Source organism: Streptomyces africanus, assembly GCF_030816955.1.
Lineage (GTDB): Bacteria > Actinomycetota > Actinomycetes > Streptomycetales > Streptomycetaceae > Streptomyces > Streptomyces africanus.
The window spans coordinates 5943720-5965509 of sequence record NZ_JAUSYP010000001.1 but is presented as its reverse complement, the minus strand read 5'-3'; the positions used below and the strand labels follow the sequence as shown (position 1 = coordinate 5965509).

Genomic DNA, 21790 nt, shown 5'->3' with positions numbered 1-21790 from the left:
CACGTGCTGCTGGGATGAAGACTGCGAAGAACGCGCGCTCACGGCAGCGCCTTGCGGGCCGTGGCGAAACGCGGGCGGTTGTTCAGGTCCGGGTGGTCGGCGGCGTCGGTCCAGCCGCGGTCCTCGGCGAAGATCCACGGCACCTGGCCGCCCTGGGTGTCGGCGTGCTCCACGACCACGACGCCGCCGGGGCGCAGCAGCCGGTGCGCGGTGCGCTCCAGGCCGCGGATGAGGTCGAGGCCGTCCTCGCCGGAGAACAGGGCCAGGCCGGGGTCGTAGTCCCGCGCCTCGGGGGCGACGTACTCCCACTCGGTGAGCGGGATGTACGGCGGGTTGGAGATGACCAGGTCGACCTGGCCGTCGAGGTCCGGGAAGGCCGTCAGGGCGTCTCCCTGGCGCAGCTCGACCCTGGATCCCTCCACGTTCTTGCGGGTCCACTTCAGGGCGTCCTCGGACAGCTCCACGGCGTGCACGCGCGAGCGCGGCACCTCCTGGGCGAGGGCGAGCGCGATGGCGCCGGAGCCGGTGCACAGATCGACGATGCACGGCTCGACGACGTCCATGGCCCGTACGGCGTCTATGGCCCAGCCGACCACGGACTCCGTCTCGGGCCGGGGCACGAACACCCCGGGGCCGACCTGGAGTTCCAGGTACCGGAAGTAGGCGCGCCCGGTGATGTGCTGGAGCGGCTCGCGGGCCTCGCGGCGGGCGATGACCTCCCAGTAGCGGGCGTCGAAGTCGGAGTCCTTGACGGAGTGCAGCTCACCGCGCTTGACGCCGTGCACGAACGCGGCGAGCTCCTCCGCGTCGGTGCGCGGCGAGGGCACGCCGGCGTCGGCGAGCCGCTGGGTGGCCTGGGCCACCTCCGCGAGCAGCACGCTGCGGGGGCTTGGGGGTCGCCCCCCAAATGACTGCTGCACGCAAGTCCTCCGGTGCTCGGTACTCCTACGTGTCCTTACGCGGCGGCCAGCTTGGCGGCCGAGTCCGCGTCGACACAGGCCTGGATCACCGCGTCGAGGTCGCCGTCCAGGACCTGGTCCAGGTTGTACGCCTTGAAGCCGACACGGTGGTCCGAGATGCGGTTCTCCGGGTAGTTGTACGTACGGATCTTCTCGGAGCGGTCGACGGTACGCACCTGGCTGCGGCGGGCGTCGGCGGCCTCCCTCTCCGCCTCCTCCTGTGCCATGGCGAGCAGCCTGGAGCGCAGGATACGCAGTGCCTGCTCCTTGTTCTGCAACTGGCTCTTCTCGTTCTGGCAGGAGGCGACGACTCCGGTCGGGACGTGCGTGATGCGCACGGCGGAGTCGGTGGTGTTGACGGACTGCCCGCCCGGCCCGGAGGAGCGGTAGACGTCGATGCGGAGGTCGTTCGGATTGATCTCGACGTCGACCTCCTCGGCCTCGGGCGTGACGAGGACACCGGCGGCCGAGGTGTGGATACGGCCCTGGGACTCGGTGGCGGGGACGCGCTGCACGCGGTGCACGCCGCCCTCGTACTTCAGGCGGGCCCACACGCCCTGTCCGGGCTCCGTGGCGCCCTGGCCGCCCTTGGTCTTCACGGCCACCTGGACGTCCTTGTAGCCGCCCAGCTCGGACTCCGTGGCGTCGATGATCTCGGTCTTCCAGCCGACGCGCTCGGCGTACCGCAGGTACATGCGCAGCAGGTCGCCGGCGAACAGGGCCGACTCGTCGCCGCCCGCGCCCGCCTTGATCTCGAGGATGACGTCCTTGTCGTCGCTGGGGTCGCGCGGGACGAGGAGAAGGCGCAGCTTCTCCGTCAGCTCCTCGCGCTGCTTCTCCAGTTCCTTGACCTCGGCGGCGAAGTCGGGGTCGACGGCGGCGTACTCGCGCCCGGTCTCGATGTCGTCGCCCGTCTGCATCCAGGAGCGGTACGTGGCGACGATCGGGGTGAGCTCGGCGTAACGCTTGTTCATCTTGCGCGCGTTGGCCTGGTCGGCGTGGACCGACGGGTCGGCGAGCTTCTTCTCCAGGTCGGCGTGCTCGGCGACGAGTTCCTCGACGGCCTCGAACATCTTGGGCTCCTGTGCAGAAACGGGGGTGAAGGGCGGGCGACCAAAAACGCCGGTCCCGGAGCGCCCGGTGAGGGGGCGCGTCCGCGGACCGGCGAAATGGGGCTCGCTACTTCTTGGAGCCGGCGGCCTTGCCGAAGCGGGCCTCGAAGCGGGCCACGCGGCCACCGGTGTCGAGGATCTTCTGCTTGCCCGTGTAGAACGGGTGGCACTCGGAGCACACATCGGCACGGATCGCGCCGGACTCGATGGTGCTGCGGGTGGTGAACGACGCGCCGCAGGTGCAGCTGACCTGCGTCTCGACGTACGCGGGGTGGATGTCGCGCTTCAAGGTGTCTCCTAGGTTTCGGGAGGGCGCCGGGTCGCTGCCGCGGGGTGCGGGAGCGTGAACCGGGGCCGACGTACCAGTCTGCCAGGACTGGGGCCATCCCCCAAAACCGGGGGTTGCCGTTGTTTGTTCCCCGTGTCCCTTACTGGCCGCTCACGACGCCCTTGGCTTCACCCGTCGCCGTGCCCTTCGTCGCGCTCTTCGGGATCGGCTTGTCGTTCTCCAGGGCCTTCCAGATCTCGTCGGCCTTCTTCTTCTGGAGCAGGACCCGGTTGGGGTCGGCCGGGTCGTAGGCCACCGGCATCGTGACCATGTGCATGTGGGACGGGGTGATGCCCTTGAGGCCGCCCGCGAAGGACGCGAGCTTGTCGACCGAGCCGAGGTCGGAGTCGGTCGTCACCGTCTTGGTCGCGGTCTCCGCGAGGTCGAGCAGCTTCTTCGGGTTCGTGAAGACGCCGACGTCCTTGACCTGGTGGACCAGGGCCTTGATGAAGGCCTGCTGGAGCTGGATGCGGCCGAGGTCGGAGCCGTCGCCGACGCCGTGCCGGGTGCGGACCAGGCCGAGGGCCTGTTCGCCGTCGAGTCTGTGGGTGCCGGCCTTCAGCTTCAGGTGGCTGTCGGGGTCGTCGATGTTCTTGGTCGTGGTGATCTCGACGCCGCCGAGGTCGTCGATGAGCTTCTGGAAGCCGGCGAAGTCGACCTCCAGGTAGTGGTCCATGCGCAGGTCGGTGATCGACTCGACGGTCTTCACGGCGCAGGCGGCCCCGCCGGTGGAGTACGCGGAGTTGAACATCACGCCGTTCGCGGCGGGGTACTCCTTGCCCTTGGTGTCCGTGCACGCGGGCCGGTCGATGAGGGTGTCGCGCGGGATGGAGACCACGCTGGCCTTCTTGTGGCCCTTGTAGACGTGCACGATCATCGCCGTGTCGGAGCGGGCGCTGCCGTCGTCGGTGCCGCCGCCGAGCTTCTTGTTGCCGCCGGCGCGGGTGTCGGAGCCGAGGACGAGGATGTTCTCCGAGCCGTTGTCGGCCTTCTTGGGCCGGTCCGTGCCGAGGGCCTGGTCGATGTCGACGCTCTTGAGGTTGCCGTTGAGCTTGAAGTACACGTACCCCGCCCCGGCGCCGCCCACGGCGACGATGCCCGCAGCGGTCCAGGCCGTCACCATCAGGGCCTTGTGGCGCTTACGTGGCTTGCGGCGTCGGCCCTTGGCGCGGTGGCGCGACCCGGTGATGCCGGTATCGCCCGGTATACCCGGACCCGGCGTGCTCTCGGCAGACATGTGCTCCTCAGCTCGTCTACGGTCGGTTACCCCCTGCGGTCAGTGCCAGGCGTGCTCGGTCGGGGACTTCCTCCTGGCACCATCGTCACTCCGCCTGGTCAGACGGAGAAACTCGGGAAAGGGTTGCACAACGGACTGTGCCCACCGCGTGGGGCGGTGGGCACAGTGTGTGTTCGTGTCGGCGAGGGGTACCTCGCTCACCTGCGGTTTCAGCCGAAGATGTCGTACTGCTTGAAATCGGTACCGACAGAGATCCTTGTGGCGAAGATCTCGCTGGTCGCCTTGCCGGTGCCCGGGTACAGGTAGAGCGTCCCGCCGGGTGTGCGGGCCAGGAAGTCGGCCTTGCCGTCGCCGGTGATGTCACCGGTGGCGTCGAAGGCGTTGTAGCCGCTCCAGGTGCGTACCTTGACCCGGGCCGAGAAGGCGCCCGAGCCGGCCTTGCCGGTGCCCTTGTAGAGGTACATGTAGCTGCCCGACGCGCTGCGGGCGATCAGGTCGGTCTTGCCGTCCCCGGTGAAGTCGCCGTGGCCGCGCACGGAGTTGTACTGGTTCCAGCCGGAGCTCACCTTGACGCGGGGCGAGAAGGTGCCGTTGCCCTTGCCCGGGTAGATCCACATCACGCCCGCCGAGTCGACCGAGAGCAGGTCGGGCAGGTAGTCGCCGGTGACGTCACCGGGGGTGATGATGCGGGTGCGGGTCTTCCAGTTGTCGGCGATCTGCTTGGTGGACCAGGTGCCGGTGGAGATCACGTAGTGGGTCCAGAAGACGTCGCCGTCGCTGCTGCGCCGGTAGACCAGGTCCTGGTAGCCGTCCCGGTCGAAGTCCGTCTGGAGGACGGTGTTGAAGCCGTTCCAGTTGCCCCAGGACTCGCGGGCGGCGAAGGACGTGCCCTTGGAGTCCTTGGAGTAGCCCGTCTTGGTCGACGCGTTGCGCACCCACAGGTCGGCCTTGTGGTCGCCGCTGATGTTGGTGTCGTCCAGGCGCGGGTAGGCGGCGCCGACGTAGGTGCTGACCTTGCTGAAGACGCTGTAGGCGCCCTTGGCGACGCAGTCCGTCACGCCCCAGGAGACGACACCGACGATCCGGTTGTTCACGACCAGCGGGCCGCCGGAGTCGCCGTTGCAGGCGGTGGTGGTGCCGGTGTCGCTGCCGGTGGCGGGCTGGCCCGCGCAGACCATGTGGCCCTTGATGAAGTCGCTGCCGTACGCGCCGGCGCAGGTGGTGTCGGACTGGACGGGCAGTGTGGCCGTCTTCAGCGTCTCGGAGATGTCGTCGCTGGTGGAGCTGGTGCGGCCCCAGCCGTAGACCTTGGCGCTGGTGCCGGCCTGGTACGACGTGGTGTCGCCGGACGTCGTCATGCGGATCGGCGTGGCCTTCACCGGGACGGGCAGGGTGAGCACCGCGATGTCGTTGTCGATGGTCGTCGCGTTGTACGACGGGTGGTTCCACTGTCGCCAGACGCCCGTGACGGTGCCGCCGTGCAGGTCGGTGCCGTCGGCCGAGGGCAGCTGGGAGGTGCCGGTGACGATGGCGCCGTTGGCGTGCCAGTCGTAGCCCTTGACGCAGTGCGAGGCGGTGAGGATCTTCGTCGGCGCGACGACGGCGCCGCCGCAGAAGAAGCCGATGTCGTCGCTGGTGGTCGAGGTGCCCCGGTCGTCGTAGTAGTGGAGCTGCGCCATCCACGGGGCCGAGGTGATGGTCGTCTCGCTGCCACCGATGATCTTCGGGTCGATGGCGGAAGGGCTCGTGTCGGTGCTCGCGCTCAGCGACGCCTTGCTCGTCCTGCCCGCGACGTCGTCGCCGGCCATGGCGCCCGCGACGCGCTTCTCCAGCTCGGCGAGCGACGGCGAGGTGGTGGCGGGCTTGACCGTCGGCTGCGGCAGTGCGGTGGCCGCGCCGGCGGACGTCGTCAGCAGCGCGGCGGCCACTGCGGCGGCCACACCGGCCGCGGCGACGGGAAGGGCGATGCGTATCCGGCGTCTGTGCCGACCGCCCCCAGGCATGGTTCTACCCACGAATGTCCCCCCTCGGGATCACATGTTCGAAGAGAGCGTGATCCTACCCGCACACGAACAGCACAAAGGGCCGCCCCCGTTTCCGGGGGCGGCCCTCTTACGCAGTGCTTACCTCAGTCGCCGTTGCCCGGCGTCGGAGTGGTCTTCTGGATCTGCATCAGGAACTCGGCGTTCGACTTCGTCTGCTTCATCTTGTCGAGGAGCAGCTCGACGGCCTGCTGCTGGTCGAGGGCGTGCAGCACCCGGCGCAGCTTCCAGACGATGGAGAGCTCGTCGCTGGCGAGCAGGATCTCTTCCTTACGCGTGCCGGACGCGTCGACGTCCACCGCCGGGAAGATGCGCTTGTCGGCGAGCTTCCGGTCGAGCTTGAGCTCCGCGTTGCCGGTGCCCTTGAACTCCTCGAAGATCACCTCGTCCATGCGGGAGCCGGTGTCGACGAGAGCCGTCGCCAGGATGGTGAGCGAGCCACCGTCCTCGATGTTCCGCGCGGCACCGAAGAAGCGCTTCGGCGGGTACAGCGCCGTCGAGTCGACACCACCGGAGAGGATGCGGCCGGAGGCCGGGGCGGCGAGGTTGTACGCACGGCCCAGACGCGTGATGGAGTCCAGCAGGACGACCACGTCGTGACCCAGCTCGACCAGCCGCTTGGCGCGCTCGATGGCGAGCTCCGCGACCGTCGTGTGGTCCTCGGCCGGGCGGTCGAAGGTCGAGGAGATGACCTCGCCCTTGACCGACCGCTGCATGTCGGTGACCTCTTCCGGACGCTCGTCGACGAGGACGACCATCAGGTGGCACTCGGGGTTGTTGTGCGTGATCGCGTTGGCGATCGCCTGCATGATCATGGTCTTGCCGGTCTTCGGCGGGGCCACGATCAGACCGCGCTGGCCCTTACCGATGGGCGAGACCAGGTCGATGATGCGGGTGGTGAGGACGCCCGGGTCCGTCTCCAGACGGAGGCGGTCCTGCGGGTACAGCGGGGTGAGCTTGTTGAACTCCGGGCGGCCACGGCCGTGTTCGGGCGCCATGCCGTTGACCGAGTCCAGGCGCACCAGCGCGTTGAACTTCTCGCGGCGCTCGCCTTCCTTCGGCTGACGGACCGCACCGGTGATGTGGTCGCCCTTGCGCAGGCCGTTCTTGCGGACCTGGGCGAGGGAGACGTACACGTCGTTCGGGCCGGGCAGGTAGCCGGACGTGCGGATGAAGGCGTAGTTGTCGAGGATGTCCAGGATGCCCGCGACGGGGATCAGGACGTCGTCCTCGGCGATCTGCGGCTCGGAGGCGATGTCGTCACGGCCACGGCGGCCACGGCGGTCGCGGTAACGCCCGCGACGGCCACGCCGGCCGCCCTCGAAGTCGTCCCCGTCCTCATCGGCCCGCTGACGGTCACGGTCCTGGCGGCCGCCGCCCTGCTGCTGGTTCTGCTGGCCGCGCTGGCCGCCCTGCTGGTCGTCGCCCTTGTTGCCCCGGCGGTCGCGGTCACGGCCGCCGTCGCGGTCCCTGTCCCGGCCGCGGTCCCGGCGGTCGCGACGACGGCCCTCGCCGCCCTCGCCCCCGTCGGACCTGGCGTCGTTCTGGGACTGCTGCTGCGGCTGCTGCTGCGGCTGCGACTCGCCCTTGGACTCGTTCTTCGCCTCGGCGGCGACCGTCTCGGGAGCGGCGGCGGCCGGCGCACCGGCGTCGGCGGTGGCCCGGCGACGGCGGCGCTCGGAGGGCGCGTCATCTCCCCCACGCTCGGCTTCGCTCGCGCGGGAGGGGCCCCCAGCCGGCTGACCGGGAATATCGATCTGCTGCTGGGCCACGGCCTTCTGGGCCTTGTCGGCCTTCTCGGCGGGGGCCTCGGGGGCCTGCTTGGCGTCCGCCTTCTTCTCCGCCTTCTCGGCGTTGTCCCCCGTACGGCTCCGGGAGGTGGCGCGGCGCTTCGGCTTGGTCTCGGCGGGGGCCTCGGCCTTCGCGGCCGGGGCGGCGCCGCCGGACGCCTGCGCCTCCTTGATGACCTCGATCAGCTGGCTCTTGCGCATACGCGCCGTGCCCCTGATACCGAGGCCGGATGCGACCTGTTGCAGCTCGGCCAGCACCATGCCTTCGAGGCCGGTACCGCGGCGCCGCCGGGAGCCGGCACCGGTGGCAGGCGCGGAGGCGTCCGTGGCGGGCGCGGCAGCGGTCTCCTCGACACGTGCGCCCATCAGATCGGTGGTGTCGCTCACGAAGGGTCCTTCCCTGGAGCGGACGTCGGCCTGTCTGGCTCGGCGACCGGTTGTGCTGTCCGGCTTCGGTCCGTGTGGTGTGAACCGTGCCGGGGCGGTGGTCCGCCTCAGCGGCGGAGGAATCTGGTGATGGCGCTTCCATATGCCGTGGCACCCAGTGTCAGTGTCACGCGGCGTGGTCGCACCGGTTCCGGAGCGTGCCCTGCGCCCCGCTCAGTGTCCTTGTACGGCGTAGGGACCGACGTACGGAACACAGTGCGGCTTGGGGGGCTCCCGGAAGAATGTCTGTCCCGGACGGGGACACGAGGCACCTCGCCATGGTGGGGTCGGGTGCAGACTTGAGGTTAACACTACCGGATCCAACAAACATTCCCCCTCTCGAAATCCGGCAACCGTGCGCTTTCAGATGTCACTGGAGGTCGCGAGCGGCAGCACGATCGCGCCCTGCGGATCGAGGCTCAGCCGGTTGGCGGCCCAGTCCGCGCCCGCCAGGGCCTCGACCTTGTCGGCGGTGCCCGCGTCGGCCAGCGCCATGACCGTAGGGCCGGCGCCGGAGATCACCGCGGGGACGCCCTCGGCCCGCAGCCGCTCCACCAGCGCCGCGCTCTCGGGCATGGCCGGGGCGCGGTACTCCTGGTGCAGGCGGTCCTCGGTGGCGGGCAGCAGCAGCTCGGGGCGCCGCGTCATGGCCTCGACGAGCAGGGCGGCCCGGCCCGCGTTGGTGGCGGCGTCGACGTGCGGCACGGTGCGCGGGAGCAGGCCGCGCGCGGTTTCGGTGAGTACCGGCTTTCCGGGTACGAAAACCACCGGAACGATGGAATCGGCGGGCTCCATCCTGATCGCCCGGGCCGCGCCGCCCTCCATCCAGGACAGCGTGAAGCCGCCCAGCAGACACGCGGCGACGTTGTCGGGGTGGCCCTCGATCTCGGTGGCGAGCTCCAGCAGCGCCGTGTCGTCGAGCTTGGCCTCGGCGCCTATGGTCACGGCGCGGGCGGCGACGATGCCGGCGCAGATGGCGGCCGAGGAGGAGCCCAGGCCCCGGCCGTGCGGAATGCGGTTGGCGCAGACGATCTCCAGGCCGCGCGGCTGCCCGCCCAGCAGATCGAAGGCGGTGCGCAGGGAACGTACGAGAAGGTGCCGCTCGTCGCGCGGGAGTGTCTCGCTGCCCTCACCCGCGATGTCGATGTGCAGCCCGGAGTCGGCCACCCGGACGACCACGTCGTCGTACAACCCCAGCGCGAGGCCGAGGGCGTCGAAGCCCGGGCCGAGGTTGGCGCTGGTGGCGGGGACGCGCACCCGGACGGCGGCGGCGCGGAACGCTGGACCGGCCATCGCTCGATGACTCTCCTTGAGCTGCGTGATGGTCGAATGACGTGGGACGGACATTCGATGGTGTACGAGAACCCTGGGGGCCGCGGAGATGGCGCGGCTCCGCGGCATATGCGGCGGGCGGGTTCAGTACAGCCTATCGAAGGAAGGTTCTGTGGCGACATAGGGCGCACAGGAGGCGCACGATGCGTGTCGTAAGCCCCCTGTGCACCCCCCGTAGGGAGCCTCCCCGGGCAAGCGCCGTCTTACTCCCGACCGTGTCGGGCGTTACACCGGCGCCCGGCGCGTCGGCGCACGTCAGACCAGGCCGAGGCGCTCCGCGGCGGCCGCCGAGTCGACGGGGACGGTGACCGGCTGCGGGGCGCCGGCGACGGCCCAGTCGGGGTCCTTCAGGCCGTTGCCCGTGACGGTGCACACGATCCGCTGCCCCGGGTCGACCTTGCCCTGCTCGGCGGCCTTCAGCAGACCGGCGACGGACGCGGCGGACGCCGGCTCGACGAAGACACCCTCCTGCGAGGCCAACAGCCGGTAGGCGCGCAGGATCTCACGGTCCGTCACCTCGTCGATGACGCCGCCCGACTCGTCCCGCGCGGCGAGCGCGTACTGCCAGGAGGCCGGGTTGCCGATGCGGATGGCGGTGGCGATGGTCGACGGGTCCTTGACGACCTCGCCGCGCACGATCGGGGCGCTGCCGGAGGCCTGGAAGCCCCACATCCGGGGGGCCCGGGTGGCGATGCCGTCGGCGGCGTACTCCTGGTAGCCCTTCCAATAGGCCGTGATGTTGCCCGCGTTGCCCACCGGCAGGACGTGGATGTCGGGCGCGTCGCCCAGCATGTCCACGATCTCGAACGCGGCCGTCTTCTGACCCTCGATACGTACCGGGTTGACCGAATTGACCAGCGCCACGGGGTAGTTGTCGCTCAGGCCGCGCGCGAGCGTGAGGCAGTCGTCGAAGTTGCCGTCGACCTGGAGGATCTTCGCACCGTGCACGAGGGCCTGGCCCATCTTGCCGAGCGCGATCTTGCCCTGCGGCACGAGCACGGCGCAGACCATCCCGGCCCGCACGGCGTACGCGGCGGCGGAGGCCGACGTGTTGCCGGTGGAGGCGCAGATGACGGCCTGCGCGCCCTCCTCCTTGGCCCGCGTGATGGCCATGGTCATACCGCGGTCCTTGAAGGACCCGGTCGGATTCGCGCCCTCCACCTTGAGGTGGACCTCGCAGCCCGTGCGCTCGGAGAGCACCTGCGCGGGCACGAGCGGCGTGCCGCCCTCACGGAGCGTCACGACCGGCGTGGTGTCGGATACCGGAAGCCGGTCCCGGTACTCCTCGATGATTCCGCGCCACTGGTGGGTCATTGCTGGTTACTCTCCTTCAACCCGCATGATGCTGGCGACACCACGCACGGTGTCGAGCTTGCGCAACGCCTCGACGGTCCCGGTGAGGGCGGCGTCGGACGCACGGTGCGTGACGACGACGAGGGACGCCTCGCCGTCCTTCCCCGATTGGCGAACCGTATCGATCGAGACTCCGTGCTCGGCGAAGACGGTCGCCACCTGGGCGAGAACGCCCGGTTTGTCGGCCACATCGAGGCTGATGTGGTAGCGCGTGACCACGTCGCCCATCGGCGACACCGGCAGGGCGGCGTAGGCGGACTCACCCGGTCCGGTCGCGCCGCCGATCCGGTTGCGGCAGACGGCGACGAGGTCGCCGAGCACGGCCGAGGCCGTGGGGGAACCGCCTGCTCCGGGGCCGTAGAACATGAGCTGCCCGGCGGCGTCGGACTCGACGAACACGGCGTTGTAGGCGCCGCGCACGGAGGCCAGCGGGTGGTTCAGCGGGATCATCGCGGGATGCACGCGCGCGGTGACGGACGCCCCGTCCGCGGCCCGCTCGCAGATGGCGAGCAGCTTGATGGTGCAGCCCATCTCCTTCGCGGAGGCGAAGTCGGCCGCCGTCACCTCGGTCATGCCCTCGCGGTAGACGTCGTCGAGACGCACGCGCGTGTGGAACGAGATACCGGCGAGGATGGCGGCCTTGGCGGCGGCGTCGAAGCCCTCGACGTCGGCGGTCGGGTCGGCCTCCGCGTACCCCAGGGCGGTGGCCTCGTCGAGGGCCTCCTGGTAGCCGGCGCCCGTCGAGTCCATCTTGTCGAGGATGAAGTTGGTCGTGCCGTTGACGATGCCCATCACCCGGTTGATCTTGTCGCCGGCGAGGGACTCGCGCAGCGGCCGGATCAGCGGGATGGCACCGGCGACGGCGGCCTCGTAGTAGAGGTCCTTGTCGTGCTCCTCGGCGGCGGCGTGCAGGGCCGCCCCGTCCTGGGCGAGCAGCGCCTTGTTGGCGGAGACGACGGAGGCGCCGTGCTCGAAGGCGGTGGTGATGAGGGTCCGCGCGGGCTCGATGCCGCCGATCACCTCCACGACGACGTCGATGTCGCCGCGTTTGACGAGGGCGGTGGCGTCGGTGGTGACGAGGGCCGGGTCGATGCCCTCCCTGACCCGGTCGGGCCGCCGCACGGCCACGCCCGCCAGCTCCACCGGCGCCCCGATCCGGGCCGTGAGGTCGTCGGCGTGCGTCGTCATGATGCGCGCCACCTCTGAGCCGACCACTCCACAGCCCAGCAGCGCCACTTTCAGCGGACGCGTACGCATCATCCGACCTCGTCTCCTCATGACCTTCTACGGTGGAACCAGTCTCACTCACCGGACGGGAGTTTCTGCCCCCGGTCCGGATCGTGAGATGTCTATTTCATGTGTACGGGGGCGGAAGACAGGAGATCTTCCGCCCCGTGCCCTCGGCTTCTCGCTCAGCCGACGTCGAGACGCAGCAGGTCCTCCTCCGTCTCGCGGCGGACGATCACCCGGGCCTCGCCGTCCCGCACGCTGACCACGGGCGGACGCAGCAGGTGGTTGTAGTTGCTGGCCATGGACCGGCAGTAGGCGCCCGTGGCCGGTACGGCGATGAGGTCACCCGGTGCCAGGTCGGCCGGCAGGAACGCGTCCCTGACCACGATGTCCCCGCTCTCGCAGTGCTTGCCGACGACCCGGGCGAGCATCGGCTCGGCGTCGGAGGTGCGGGAGACCAGCGCGACGCTGTACTCGGCGTCGTACAGCGCGGTGCGGATGTTGTCCGACATGCCGCCGTCGACGGAGACGTACGTCCGCAGCCCGTCGAGCGGCTTGATGGTGCCGACCTCGTAGAGCGTGAAGGCGGTCGGGCCGACGATGGCGCGGCCCGGCTCGACGGAGATGCGCGGCGTGCGCAGCCGGGCGGCCTCGCACTCCCGGCTGACGATCTCGGTGAGCGCCTTGGCGATCTCGTGCGGCTCGCGCGGGTCGTCGTCACTCGTGTACGCGATGCCGAGCCCGCCGCCGAGGTCGATCTCGGGCAGCTCGACGCCGTGCTCGTCGCGGACGTCCTTGAGCAGCGAGACGACCCGGTGGGCGGCGACCTCGAACCCGGACATGTCGAAGATCTGCGAGCCGATGTGGCTGTGGATGCCGACGACTTCGAGCCCGTCGAGCTGGAGGGCACGGCGTACGGCCTCGGCGGCCTGCCCGCCGGCCAGCGGGATGCCGAACTTCTGGTCCTCGTGGGCCGTGGCGATGAACTCGTGGGTGTGGGCCTCGACGCCGACGGTGATCCGGATCAGGACCTTCTGCCGCGTGCCGAGGCTCTGCGCGATGTGGGCGACGCGGGCGATCTCCTGGAAGGAGTCGAGCACGATGTGCCCCACGCCGGCCTCGATCGCCCGGGTGATCTCGTCGACGGACTTGTTGTTGCCGTGGAAGGCGATGCGCTCGGCGGGGCATGCCGGCGGACAGGGCGGTGGTCAGCTCGCCGCCGGAACAGACGTCGACGTTCAGCCCTTCCTCGTGCAGCCAGCGCACGACGGCACGGGACAGGAACGCCTTGCCGGCGTAGAAGACGTCGGCGCCGGTCCCGAACGCGGTGCGCCAGGCCCGCGCGCGGGCCCGGAAGTCGGCCTCGTCGAGGAAGTAGGCCGGGGTGCCGAACTCCTCGGCGAGCCGCGTGACGGGGATCCCCCCGACGGTGGCGACACCATGCTCGTCACGCGTCACGGTCTGCGCCCAGACCTTGGGGTCCAGGACGTTGAGGTCGGCGGGCGGGGCCGAGTAGTGGCCCTCGGGAAGGACGTCGGCGTGACGGGGCCCGGCGGGGTGGGCGGAACGGCTCATGATCGGTATGCGTCTCTCAGAGGTGGTCGGGTGCGTCGATGCCGAGCAGGGACAGGCCACCGGCCAGCACCGTCCCGGCGGCTTCGGCGAGGGCGAGCCGGGCACGGTGGGCGGCCGAGGGTTTCTCGTCGCCGAGGGGCAGCACGGCGGGGAGCAGGGGCAGCGCGGCATCGGCGACGGTGACGAGATGCCGGGCCAGGCGGTCGGGACCGCGGTGGGTGGCGGTGACGGCGAGGATGCGGGGGTGGTCGCCGAGTGCGGCGAGCAGTGCCTCCGCATCGCTCACGGGGCCGGGCTCGGGATGGAAGCCCAGGTCGGCGGCGTTGCGCAGGAGCGCCCGGGTGCGGGCGTGGGCGTACCGGACGCGGAAGAGAGGGTTGGCCTCCCGCTGGACCAGATGATCGCCGGGAATCCGCGGCCGGTCGTGGGCGGCCGGGTACAGCAGTGCCCAGCGGGCGGCGTCACGGCCGAGGGGCAGGGGGTCGGCGGGGGCGGGGTGGATCGTGATGTCGACGTCGGGGAGCGAGTGGGGGGCTGGGCCTGCGGAGAGGCTTCCGGGGCGGCCGCCGGGGTTACTGCCCGAATGACCGCCGCCCACTCCGAGGACGGTCTCCCACTCCGGCGCGAGCCGGCCGTCGCACGTGACGCGTACGACGTCGCCCTGGCTGCGCAGCACGCGGGCCAGGGCATCCGCGACGACGACGGCACGGACCTCTGCCGGGCACCGGAGCCGCACGACGGTCCCGCCGGCCCCCTCGGCGTGGCCGTACCGCTGCCCGCGCCGCAGGATCTCCTCGACGAGGAGTGCGGAGGCGTCGCGTTCCAGGCTGAAGTTGAGAAATCCGGGCCCCGTGACGACGACATCGTCGATGAAGGCCTCACCGGCCAGCCGCGCCCTGAGGATCTCGGCCACGCGCAGCGGCGGCTGCCCTGCCGCGCCGGCCAGCTGGAGGGCGATGCTGCTGGCGTAGTCGCCACACCCCCCGGGCCCCGGCGGAGTGATGACGGTCCGCTCCGGCACGGTCACGCTGAGCTCACCGTCGTCGACAGCGCGGCGCACGGCGTGCAGCACGGTGCGGGAGAGCTCGACGGGGGTCACGGGGACAAGCGTATGGGAGGAGGGGGGTGCAGAAGCGAGCCGGTTTCGAGGAGGGTCCGCGATGTGGACGCGGGGCGATGCCGCCGCCTCGCCCACGGAGCCGTGCGCAGCTGCCGTCCACATCCATGGGCAGGCACTCCCTGTGCGGCCGATGGATCACCCGCCGGCGCTCCCGGCCCGTTCGGCCTCCCCCGCACCGAGGACGGACCCGTAAGCGGGCGCTCCACCGCCGCTGTGGCCGTCACCGCCTCCCGGCCTGCCCCCGCTCCGCTCCCGCTCGATCAACTGCCGCACCATCCCGACGAGTTCGGCCGGCTCGAACGGCTTGGCGAGGAAGGCGTCGACGCCCACCTCCAGCCCGGCCTCGACCTCGTACTGGGTACAGGCACTGATGATGGCGAGGGGCACGTCACGGGTACGCGGATCGGCTCGCAGGCGAGCGGCGGTCCGGATCCCGTCCAGCCGGGGCATGACGACGTCGAGGGTCACTGCATCGGGCCGCACCTGATGAACGACATCAAGACATTCGGCACCATCGGCCGCGGTCACGACCTCCAGCCCCTCCAGCTCGAGGTTGACCCTGATCAACTGCCGGATGACCTTGTTGTCGTCCACAACAAGCACCCGGCCCGACGCGCCTGGCACAACTCGAGAGTAGGTCGACCCCGGCCACCGCGTCCGGGTTTTCCCCACTTCCACCCCGACCGGGCGACCCGCAACCCCGCCCCCGACAGCGGAAACTCGTTCATGACCACCCCGAGGGAGCTGGTAGTGTTCTACCCGTCGCCGCGAGCAACGCGACCGACACGCCCCCGTAGCTCAGGGGATAGAGCAACGGCCTCCGGAGCCGTGTGCGCAGGTTCGAATCCTGCCGGGGGCACCCTGTATGAGGTGCCCAAAGACCCCGCCATCAGCGCTTTCGCTGGGACGGGGTCTTCGCGTATGTGCAGGCGTGTGCCGCTTGGAGCGGCTGTATGTCGGGGGCTGTGGACGAGGCGTGTACGGGATCTTGGGGCATCGCCGCAGGTGAGACGGCTGGATCGGCCGATCAGCGAAGAGAGCTTGTCGCACAGCCAGCCTCAGCCCCGCTGTCTCGCGCTGAGGCCTCCGCCCCCCAGTCCCACAGAGCCTGTAGGACAGGGCCGAGGCGGTGTCCACTCGGGGTTAGCGCGTAGCGCACTCGCGGCGGCCAGCCCGGTCGACGGTCGCGCTCGACGACTCCGGCCTCGCCGAGCTGCGCCAACCGGTCGGACAGCACCTTGTCCGACAACATGGGCAGGGCCGCGCGCAGCTCGCTGTAGGAGCGGTCACCACGTAGCAGTTCGCGAACCACCAGCGTCGTCCAGCGGCCGTGCAGGGCCGCCAGCGTGATCTCCACCGGGCACTCGGGGGTTGGTGCGGTGACGTTCGCGCGCGGGTCGTCGGGGAGCCCTGCCGGGTGACCAACCGTTCGGTGAGTCACGAGACCGCCTCCTAACGTGTGGGGCACTTCGATTCTCCCGCCCCGGAAGGACGTCTGTCGATCATGCGAGCCTTGGCCGATCGGCCCGAAGAGGTGCCCGCGGTGTTCGCCGAGCGATTCAACAGCGGCGACGCCACCGCGTTGGCGCAGGTCTACGAGGACGCGGCGGTGTTGGTCCCGCAGCCGGGAACGCCGGTTACCGGCCCGGACCTGCACGCCGCCAACGGCCGCCTGCAAAAGCTCGGAGTCCCCATCTCGGTCCGTCCGCGGCACGTGTACCGCAACGGAGACCTGGCGCTGCTGATAGTCGACTGGGCCATCGACGGGACCGACCGGGAGGGACGGGCTGTGCACGTCGAGGGCACTGCCACCGACGTCGCCCGGCGGGGTCCGGACGGCCGTTGGCGGTATGTCATCGACAACCCCTTCGGCACCCGCGCACAGCAACTGCCCACCGAGGACACCGTGGAACCAGCGTTCTGAGCGAGCACACCTGGAAGACACCGAGGCCCCTGGTGGACGCCAGGGGCCTCGGACACGGTCAGGCGGGGTCACTCGTACTCGCGAAGCAGGTCCTCGATACGCCGGTTGGCGACGTCCTGCTGTCCGTCGAGGCACTTCGCGTAGCGGGTCAGCAGGACCTCAACACTGTTGCCGGCACGCTCGGCCACCTCGGTCGGGTCGACACCGGCGTTGAGCCACGTCGACAGCGCCGAGCCCCAGCCTCCCTCGGGAAGGTTCAGGTCCGTCTCGGCAAGGCCGACCGCTTCCGCCGGCCGGAGACCGCCGAAGTACATGGCGGCGAACAGACCCACGAGGCGGCGACCACGGGCACGCCGGTACCCACCCACGTAGGAAAAAACCTGGAGAAGTGGCCGCGGAAGCCGAGCATGTGGGCCCAGGCGCGCAGGCGGAGGTGTTCGAGATCCTTGCGGGTGCCGAGGGTCCAGGCCGTCCGGATCATGCGCCGGGCGTGGTCGGTGATCCGGGCCTGTGCCAGCTCGGCGAGGAAGCGGATCGGCCGGTCCAGGGTGCCGGCCGCTGTCTCGGCGCCCTTGGTGGCGTACTTGGCGATGTACGCCGCCACGGCCCGTTCGGTCAGCTCCTGGCCGCCGTCGAAGTCGGCGGAGCGGATGGTGCGCACGTCGAGTTGGCGGCCGAAGGTGAAGGTGTGGGCACGGCCGTCGACGTCCGGTCCGTTGACGCGTGTGGCGGTGACTGCGGCATGGATCGCGTCGGTCAGCAGCTCGGCGGACGCCCAGGCCGGAGGGGCCGTGTCGCCGCCCTCCGGGCCATCGAGGCGGATGACCGCGTGGAAGTGGACGGCACCCCGCTTCTGGTACTCGGCGACCTTGGCGAAGGAGACACGTGCGTGATCTCGAAACGCACGCTGGGTGAGTCCGGCGCGCTTTGCGAACTTCGAACACCCCCCTCAACAGGATGGGAAGCCTCGGGTGTCGCGGACACCGACCCCGTCACCGGGTCAGCGACGAAATGCGCGGGTACTGGGTGACGAAAGGGCGGCGCGCGGACCCTAAAAGGGCTTGAGCGGCGGGACGGCTTCGAGGTGGCCGTCCGTACGGCGCAGTCGGAGGTGCGGTCGGCTGCCCGAGATGGTCGGCTGGGCTTGATTCTGCACACTTGCACGCAAGGGAGCCCAACGTGGCGATCATCGCGATCTTCGACCAACCCGGCATGACCCAGGCCCAGTACGAACAGGTCTCCAACAAGGTGAACCGCGACCGCGGCCTGGTCAAGAAGCCCGCGGACTGGCCCGTACCCGGCCTCATCTCGCACACCTCCGCCCCCACCCCCGATGGCTGGTACGTCGCCGACGTCTGGGAGTCCGAGGAGGCATTCCGCCGGTTCAGTGAAGTCGTCCTGCCGCTCTTGCGGGAGGCCGGCGCTCCGGAGGTGGAGCCGAAGATCTACCCGGTCTTCAACCTGGTGACCCCGTAGCCGTCGGTACATGACGAGCAGAGGCATGGCCCTCTGCTCGTCATGGCTTCCGCTGCGACCCAATCAGGGAGGCTCTGATGACTGATCACCCGAACATCGCTGTGTTTCAACGGGCCATGGCCGCCTTCGCGGCTGGCGACCTGGAGGCGCTGGCGGAGGTATTCCACCCCGATGTGGTGTGGCACAACCCGGGCCAGGGCCCCCTGGCGGGTGACTTCCGTGGCCGTGAGGCCGCGTTCGCTCTGTTTCAACGGGAATTCCAGATGTCCGGGGGCACGTACCGTCCGCAACTCCACGATGTGCTCGCCAACGACAGGCACACGGTCGCCCTGCTCCACGCCACGGCCTCGCGTCAAGGCAAGGAGCTCGACATGGACTACGCGATCGTCTTCCACATCCGAGACGGCAGGATCACTGAGGGCTGGGACTTGTGGTCGGATCAGGAGGCCTATGACGAGTTCTGGTCGTAGCGAGGTAAGACGTCTCTCAACAGCTCTCTGGGCCCGCTTTTGGCATGCCTGCCGAGCCCCTCAAGGACGCCGACCGGCCCGGCTCTTCGTGTAGCGGCGTCGCGCCGCCGTCGCCAGTAGGGCCGCGCCCGCGCAGCCGACCAGGAGCGTTCCCCACTCAGGGACGTGCGCTGCCCGTAGGAGGCCCGCGACACCGAAGCTCGTGTTCCAGCCGGCCTCCGTGATGGCGGAGCCGAAGCCCTGGATGGACAGGATGGCGCCGAACAGCCAGAGCAGGCCCTGGCCTGAGTTGGTCTCCGAGGTGTTGAGCTGCTCCTTCGGCATGGCGGGGTCCCTTCGAACGTTCTTTTCGATGCGATCGCATCACATCGTGCAGGGTCGGCGGTTATGATGCAAGTGCATCGGAAAAGTGGGGTCGGGGAGGAGCGGCGCGTGCCCAAGCAGGTCGACTACGAGGAGCGGCGGCTGCGGATCGCGGAGGCGGTGTGCGCTCTGATCGCGCGTTCCGGGATGGAGGCTGTCAGCCTCCGGGACGTCGCCGCCGAGGCAGACGTGTCCATGGGGGCCGTACAGCGGTGCTTCCGCACCAAGGAGGACATACTGCTCTTCGCGCTGGAGCACATCTCACGAGGCGTCAGCGAGCGCGCCGACCAGCGCATCGCCGCGACCTCCACGCCACAGGCCGCGGCCACCCTGCTGTCACACACCCTGGCCGAACTCGCCCTGCTGGACGAGGACTCGAGGGCTCAGGCTCATGTGTGGCTGGCCTTCGTCAGTCATGCTCCCGCCAGTGAGAGGCTCGCCGCCGTCCTGCATGAGACGTACGGCAAGCTCCATGACCTCGTCGTGTGGCTCATCCGCTACGGCCAGGACACCAAGGAGATCCCGCAGCATCTCGACGCCGCCCAGGAGGCGCATACGCTCCTCGCCGTCGCCGACGGTCTCACCGTTCACATTCTCGCGGGGCATCACTCCCCGGAGACGGCGTCGGCCGTCCTTCAGCGCCACGTCGATTGCTTGGTGCGATGAGCACCCGTCCAGGAATTTCTACACTTTCGCCCCATATGCACCAGTGTTCTACGGTGGATAGGAACGACGCTGCTCATTCCCCGCACCGATCAAGAGGTGACGGTCATGACGGAGACCACACAGCGCAGAAACACCGCAACTGGGACGGGACAGCAGGACGGGGGCACGGCTTCGCAGGGCCGCCGAGGAGACAGCACCGCTCCCCCGGAGGCACGGGGAAGCACCTCTGTCGCCGACGTGGTCGTGGCGAAGATCGCGGGCATGGCGGCCCGCGAGATCCCCGAGGTGCACAACCTCGGCGGAGGGATGACCAGGGCCTTCGGGGCCGTGCGCCAGCGCGTGCCGGGTGGAGGCAGTGGGGTCACCCAGGGAGTGAAGGTGGAGGTCGGCGAGCGCCAGGCCGCCGTCGATCTCGATGTCGTCGTCGAGTACGGCTCCGCCATCGCCGACACCGCCGCGGATGTGCGGACCAACGTCATCAACGCGGTGGAGCGGATGACCGGACTGGAGGTCGTCGAGGTCAACATCGCCGTCGGCGATGTCCATCTGCCGGATGAGGAGGAGGACGAAGGCGAGTCCGGGCAGCAGGGGCGGCGCGTGGCCTGAGGATCCAGGTTGGCCGAAGGGAGTGTCACGGCACCCCCGCCAGTCGCAGCAGTGCCGTCGTGCCCGCCGCCGCCAGCACGACCGCGAGGAACGGGGCCCTGAGCCAGGCGAGCACCCCGCCGGCCAGGACCCCGAGCGGTCGGGCCGGGCCGGTGAAGGCCTGGTCCTCGGTGAGGGCGGACGTGGTGGCCAGGGCGGCGAGCAGGAGGACCGCCGAGACCTCCAGCAGTTTCTCGGCGCGCTGCGGAAGCGTGCATCGCGCGCGCAGGGCCGGTCCGGCAAGGCGGAGCAGGAAGGTGCCGGCCGCCAGGGCGAGCATCGCCGCCGACGTCGGCGTGAGGGGTATGGCGGTGTCGCTCACCGTGTGGCCTTCTTCCTCGTCCGGACGGTGGACAGGGGCAGGGCGGTCAGGGCCAGCAGGACCGGCAGGCCCGCCGGGAGGAACGGGGTGACGGTCAGGGCCAGGGCCGCTGCGGCCAGTGCTGTGCGCCGCAAGGGTCTGTCCTGCAGCGCCGGCAGGATCAGTGCCAGGATCACCGCGGGGAACATGGCGTCCAGGCCGAGGGCGTCGGTGTCCCGCACGGCGCTGCCGAGCAGTGCGCCCAGGGCGGCGCCGACGGGCCAGCAGATCAGGATGCCCAGGCCGCAGAGCCAGTACGCGGCCCGTTTGCGCTCCGGCTCGTCCTGGGCGAGGGCGAAGACGACCGTCTCGTCGTTCATCAGATGCGTGCCGAGCACTCCGCGCCAGCCCCGCCCGAGGACGTCGTGCACCGCCAGACCGAACGGCAGATGGCGCGCGTTGACGAGCAGCCCGGCCAGCAGCGCGGCGATCGGGCTGCCGCCGGCGGCGATGATCCCGACGAACAGGAACTCGGACGAGGCGGCCAGGACGAGCACCCCCGTCAGGACCGGGAACCACCAGGCGAACCCGGACGTGACCGCGACGGCGCCATAGGACAGGCCGATCACGCCTACCGCCAGGCAGACCAGCGTGATGTCTCGGAGGAGCCGGTCCTCCAGTGTTCTCCGTAGCGAACGCATGATTTTTATGGTGAACATGGCTTACGATGTTCGTCAAGACGAACGAACGACCGTTGGAGCGAACACGCCATGTCCGACGCCGGCCCCGCCCCCAAGCCCCCGATCGAAGTGATCGCCGCGTCGCTGCGGGCGGAACGCGTCCGGGCGGGGCTGTCCCTCACCGAGGTCGCCCGCCGGGCCGGGCTCGCCAAGTCCACGCTCTCCCAGCTGGAGTCGGGCACCGGGAATCCGAGCCTGGAGACGCTGTGGGCGCTCTGCGTGGCTCTGGAGATTCCCTTCTCGCGGCTCGTGGCCGTGTCGCGGCCGCAGGTCCAGGTGATCCGGGCGGGGGAAGGGCCGGCCGTCGGGTCCGAGCAGAGCGACTACCGGGCCACGCTCCTCGCCGCCTCCCCGCCGGGGGCCCGGCGGGACGTCTACAGCGTCGCCGCCGAGCCCGGCTCGCAGCGGTCCTCAGCGCCGCACCCGCCCGGAGTCGTCGAGCACGTCGTGATCAGCTCGGGCCGGGCCCTGGTGGGCATCGCCGACGAGCCGGTGGAACTCCACCCGGGTGACTACATCTGTTATCCCGGCGATGTCCCGCACGTCTTCCAGGCGCTGGAGCCCGGTACTCGTGCCGTACTCGTCTCCGAGCACCACTGAGTGCCCTCGGTCTGTAAGCGTTTCCGGTCGGACGCCCTGCCCGATCCGCCAGTATTGACGGGCACTCAGCTCGGTGCTTCCATCACAGCTGTGAAAACGGT

General features: G+C 70.1%; 21 protein-coding genes, 1 tRNA gene and 3 pseudogenes. 7 read left to right on the top strand and 18 right to left on the bottom strand.

Features of this window, described 5'->3' with window-relative positions; all coding sequences use genetic code 11:
- Positions 1-38: 38 nt before the first annotated feature.
- From prmC to QF034_RS27800, 12 genes and pseudogenes are all read right to left on the bottom strand, one after another.
- The gene (gene prmC / locus QF034_RS27855; RefSeq protein WP_307177497.1) at positions 39-878 is read right to left on the bottom strand and encodes a peptide chain release factor N(5)-glutamine methyltransferase; all 840 of its coding nucleotides are present in this window, start codon (positions 876-878) and stop codon (positions 39-41) included.
- Between the two features lie 77 nt (positions 879-955).
- Positions 956-2032, bottom strand: a complete 1077-nt coding sequence (gene prfA, locus QF034_RS27850; RefSeq protein WP_307177496.1) for a peptide chain release factor 1 — start codon at positions 2030-2032, stop codon at positions 956-958.
- A 106-nt stretch (positions 2033-2138) separates the two neighbouring features.
- Positions 2139-2360, bottom strand: coding sequence for a 50S ribosomal protein L31 (rpmE, locus tag QF034_RS27845; protein ID WP_010040182.1), 222 nt, complete (start codon positions 2358-2360; stop codon positions 2139-2141).
- A gap of 139 nt (positions 2361-2499) precedes the next feature.
- Positions 2500-3636, bottom strand: a complete 1137-nt coding sequence (locus QF034_RS27840) for an LCP family protein (protein ID WP_307177495.1) — start codon at positions 3634-3636, stop codon at positions 2500-2502.
- Positions 3637-3845: 209 nt separating this feature from the next.
- Complete coding sequence (locus QF034_RS27835) at positions 3846-5639, bottom strand: trypsin-like serine protease (protein WP_307179993.1); 1794 nt, start codon at positions 5637-5639, stop codon at positions 3846-3848.
- A 125-nt stretch (positions 5640-5764) separates the two neighbouring features.
- Positions 5765-7855, bottom strand: a complete 2091-nt coding sequence (rho, locus tag QF034_RS27830; protein ID WP_307177494.1) for a transcription termination factor Rho — start codon at positions 7853-7855, stop codon at positions 5765-5767.
- A gap of 402 nt (positions 7856-8257) precedes the next feature.
- Complete coding sequence (gene thrB, locus QF034_RS27825; RefSeq protein WP_307177493.1) at positions 8258-9187, bottom strand: homoserine kinase; 930 nt, start codon at positions 9185-9187, stop codon at positions 8258-8260.
- A gap of 294 nt (positions 9188-9481) precedes the next feature.
- A complete protein-coding gene (gene thrC / locus QF034_RS27820; RefSeq protein ID WP_307177492.1) occupies positions 9482-10540 on the bottom strand; it encodes a threonine synthase in 1059 nt (352 codons plus the stop codon).
- A gap of 6 nt (positions 10541-10546) precedes the next feature.
- Positions 10547-11839 carry a homoserine dehydrogenase gene (locus QF034_RS27815; RefSeq protein ID WP_167409502.1) on the bottom strand — a complete coding sequence of 431 codons (1293 nt, stop codon included), beginning with the start codon at positions 11837-11839 and terminating at the stop codon, positions 10547-10549.
- 152 nt (positions 11840-11991) lie between these two features.
- Positions 11992-13384 (bottom strand): annotated as a pseudogene (gene lysA / locus QF034_RS27810) (diaminopimelate decarboxylase).
- A gap of 16 nt (positions 13385-13400) precedes the next feature.
- Complete coding sequence (gene nrtL, locus QF034_RS27805) at positions 13401-14483, bottom strand: ArgS-related anticodon-binding protein NrtL (protein ID WP_307177491.1); 1083 nt, start codon at positions 14481-14483, stop codon at positions 13401-13403.
- Between the two features lie 156 nt (positions 14484-14639).
- Entirely contained in the window at positions 14640-15107 is a 468-nt protein-coding gene (locus tag QF034_RS27800) for a response regulator (RefSeq protein ID WP_370880968.1), read from the bottom strand.
- A 184-nt stretch (positions 15108-15291) separates the two neighbouring features.
- Between QF034_RS27800 and QF034_RS27795 the strand changes: the two genes are divergently transcribed.
- Positions 15292-15363 (top strand) — tRNA-Arg (locus QF034_RS27795).
- Positions 15364-15531: 168 nt separating this feature from the next.
- Here QF034_RS27795 and QF034_RS27790 read toward each other — a convergent pair.
- Positions 15532-15816, bottom strand: a complete 285-nt coding sequence (locus tag QF034_RS27790; protein ID WP_370880967.1) for a winged helix-turn-helix transcriptional regulator — start codon at positions 15814-15816, stop codon at positions 15532-15534.
- 192 nt (positions 15817-16008) lie between these two features.
- Here QF034_RS27790 and QF034_RS27785 point away from each other — a divergent pair, with 192 nt between their 5' ends.
- On the top strand, positions 16009-16428 hold the full coding sequence (locus QF034_RS27785; protein ID WP_307177489.1) for a YybH family protein: 420 nt from the start codon (positions 16009-16011) through the stop codon (positions 16426-16428).
- Between the two features lie 68 nt (positions 16429-16496).
- Here the strand turns inward: QF034_RS27785 and QF034_RS27780 are convergent.
- Both QF034_RS27780 and QF034_RS27775 read right to left on the bottom strand, forming a co-directional pair.
- Positions 16497-16823, bottom strand: a pseudogene (locus tag QF034_RS27780) (tyrosine-type recombinase/integrase); the annotation flags it as partial.
- Positions 16811-17359, bottom strand: a pseudogene (locus QF034_RS27775) (replication initiator); the annotation flags it as partial. The pseudogenes QF034_RS27780 and QF034_RS27775, both read right to left, overlap by 13 nt.
- A gap of 248 nt (positions 17360-17607) precedes the next feature.
- On the opposite strand from QF034_RS27775, the gene QF034_RS27770 reads away from it, so the two are divergent.
- Both QF034_RS27770 and QF034_RS27765 read left to right on the top strand, forming a co-directional pair.
- A complete protein-coding gene (locus QF034_RS27770) occupies positions 17608-17904 on the top strand; it encodes a hypothetical protein (protein WP_307177488.1) in 297 nt (98 codons plus the stop codon).
- A gap of 77 nt (positions 17905-17981) precedes the next feature.
- Positions 17982-18374 (top strand): nuclear transport factor 2 family protein, encoded by a 393-nt coding sequence (locus tag QF034_RS27765; RefSeq protein WP_307177487.1) that lies wholly within the window; start codon positions 17982-17984, stop codon positions 18372-18374.
- A gap of 60 nt (positions 18375-18434) precedes the next feature.
- Here QF034_RS27765 and QF034_RS27760 read toward each other — a convergent pair whose 3' ends face one another.
- Positions 18435-18698 (bottom strand): hypothetical protein, encoded by a 264-nt coding sequence (locus QF034_RS27760; RefSeq protein WP_307177486.1) that lies wholly within the window; start codon positions 18696-18698, stop codon positions 18435-18437.
- A 108-nt stretch (positions 18699-18806) separates the two neighbouring features.
- Between QF034_RS27760 and QF034_RS27755 the strand changes: the two genes are divergently transcribed.
- Both QF034_RS27755 and QF034_RS27750 read left to right on the top strand, forming a co-directional pair.
- Positions 18807-19403 (top strand): TetR/AcrR family transcriptional regulator, encoded by a 597-nt coding sequence (locus QF034_RS27755; protein WP_307177484.1) that lies wholly within the window; start codon positions 18807-18809, stop codon positions 19401-19403.
- A 105-nt stretch (positions 19404-19508) separates the two neighbouring features.
- Positions 19509-20009 carry an Asp23/Gls24 family envelope stress response protein gene (locus QF034_RS27750; RefSeq protein ID WP_307177483.1) on the top strand — a complete coding sequence of 167 codons (501 nt, stop codon included), beginning with the start codon at positions 19509-19511 and terminating at the stop codon, positions 20007-20009.
- 25 nt (positions 20010-20034) lie between these two features.
- Here QF034_RS27750 and QF034_RS27745 read toward each other — a convergent pair whose 3' ends face one another.
- Entirely contained in the window at positions 20035-20370 is a 336-nt protein-coding gene (locus QF034_RS27745; RefSeq protein ID WP_370880859.1) for an AzlD domain-containing protein, read from the bottom strand.
- Positions 20367-21050 (bottom strand): AzlC family ABC transporter permease, encoded by a 684-nt coding sequence (locus QF034_RS27740; protein ID WP_307177482.1) that lies wholly within the window; start codon positions 21048-21050, stop codon positions 20367-20369. The genes QF034_RS27745 and QF034_RS27740 overlap by 4 nt, the downstream gene beginning before the upstream one ends.
- A gap of 69 nt (positions 21051-21119) precedes the next feature.
- Here QF034_RS27740 and QF034_RS27735 point away from each other — a divergent pair, with 69 nt between their 5' ends.
- The gene (locus tag QF034_RS27735; protein WP_307177481.1) at positions 21120-21689 is read left to right on the top strand and encodes a helix-turn-helix domain-containing protein; all 570 of its coding nucleotides are present in this window, start codon (positions 21120-21122) and stop codon (positions 21687-21689) included.
- Positions 21690-21790 lie beyond the last annotated feature (101 nt).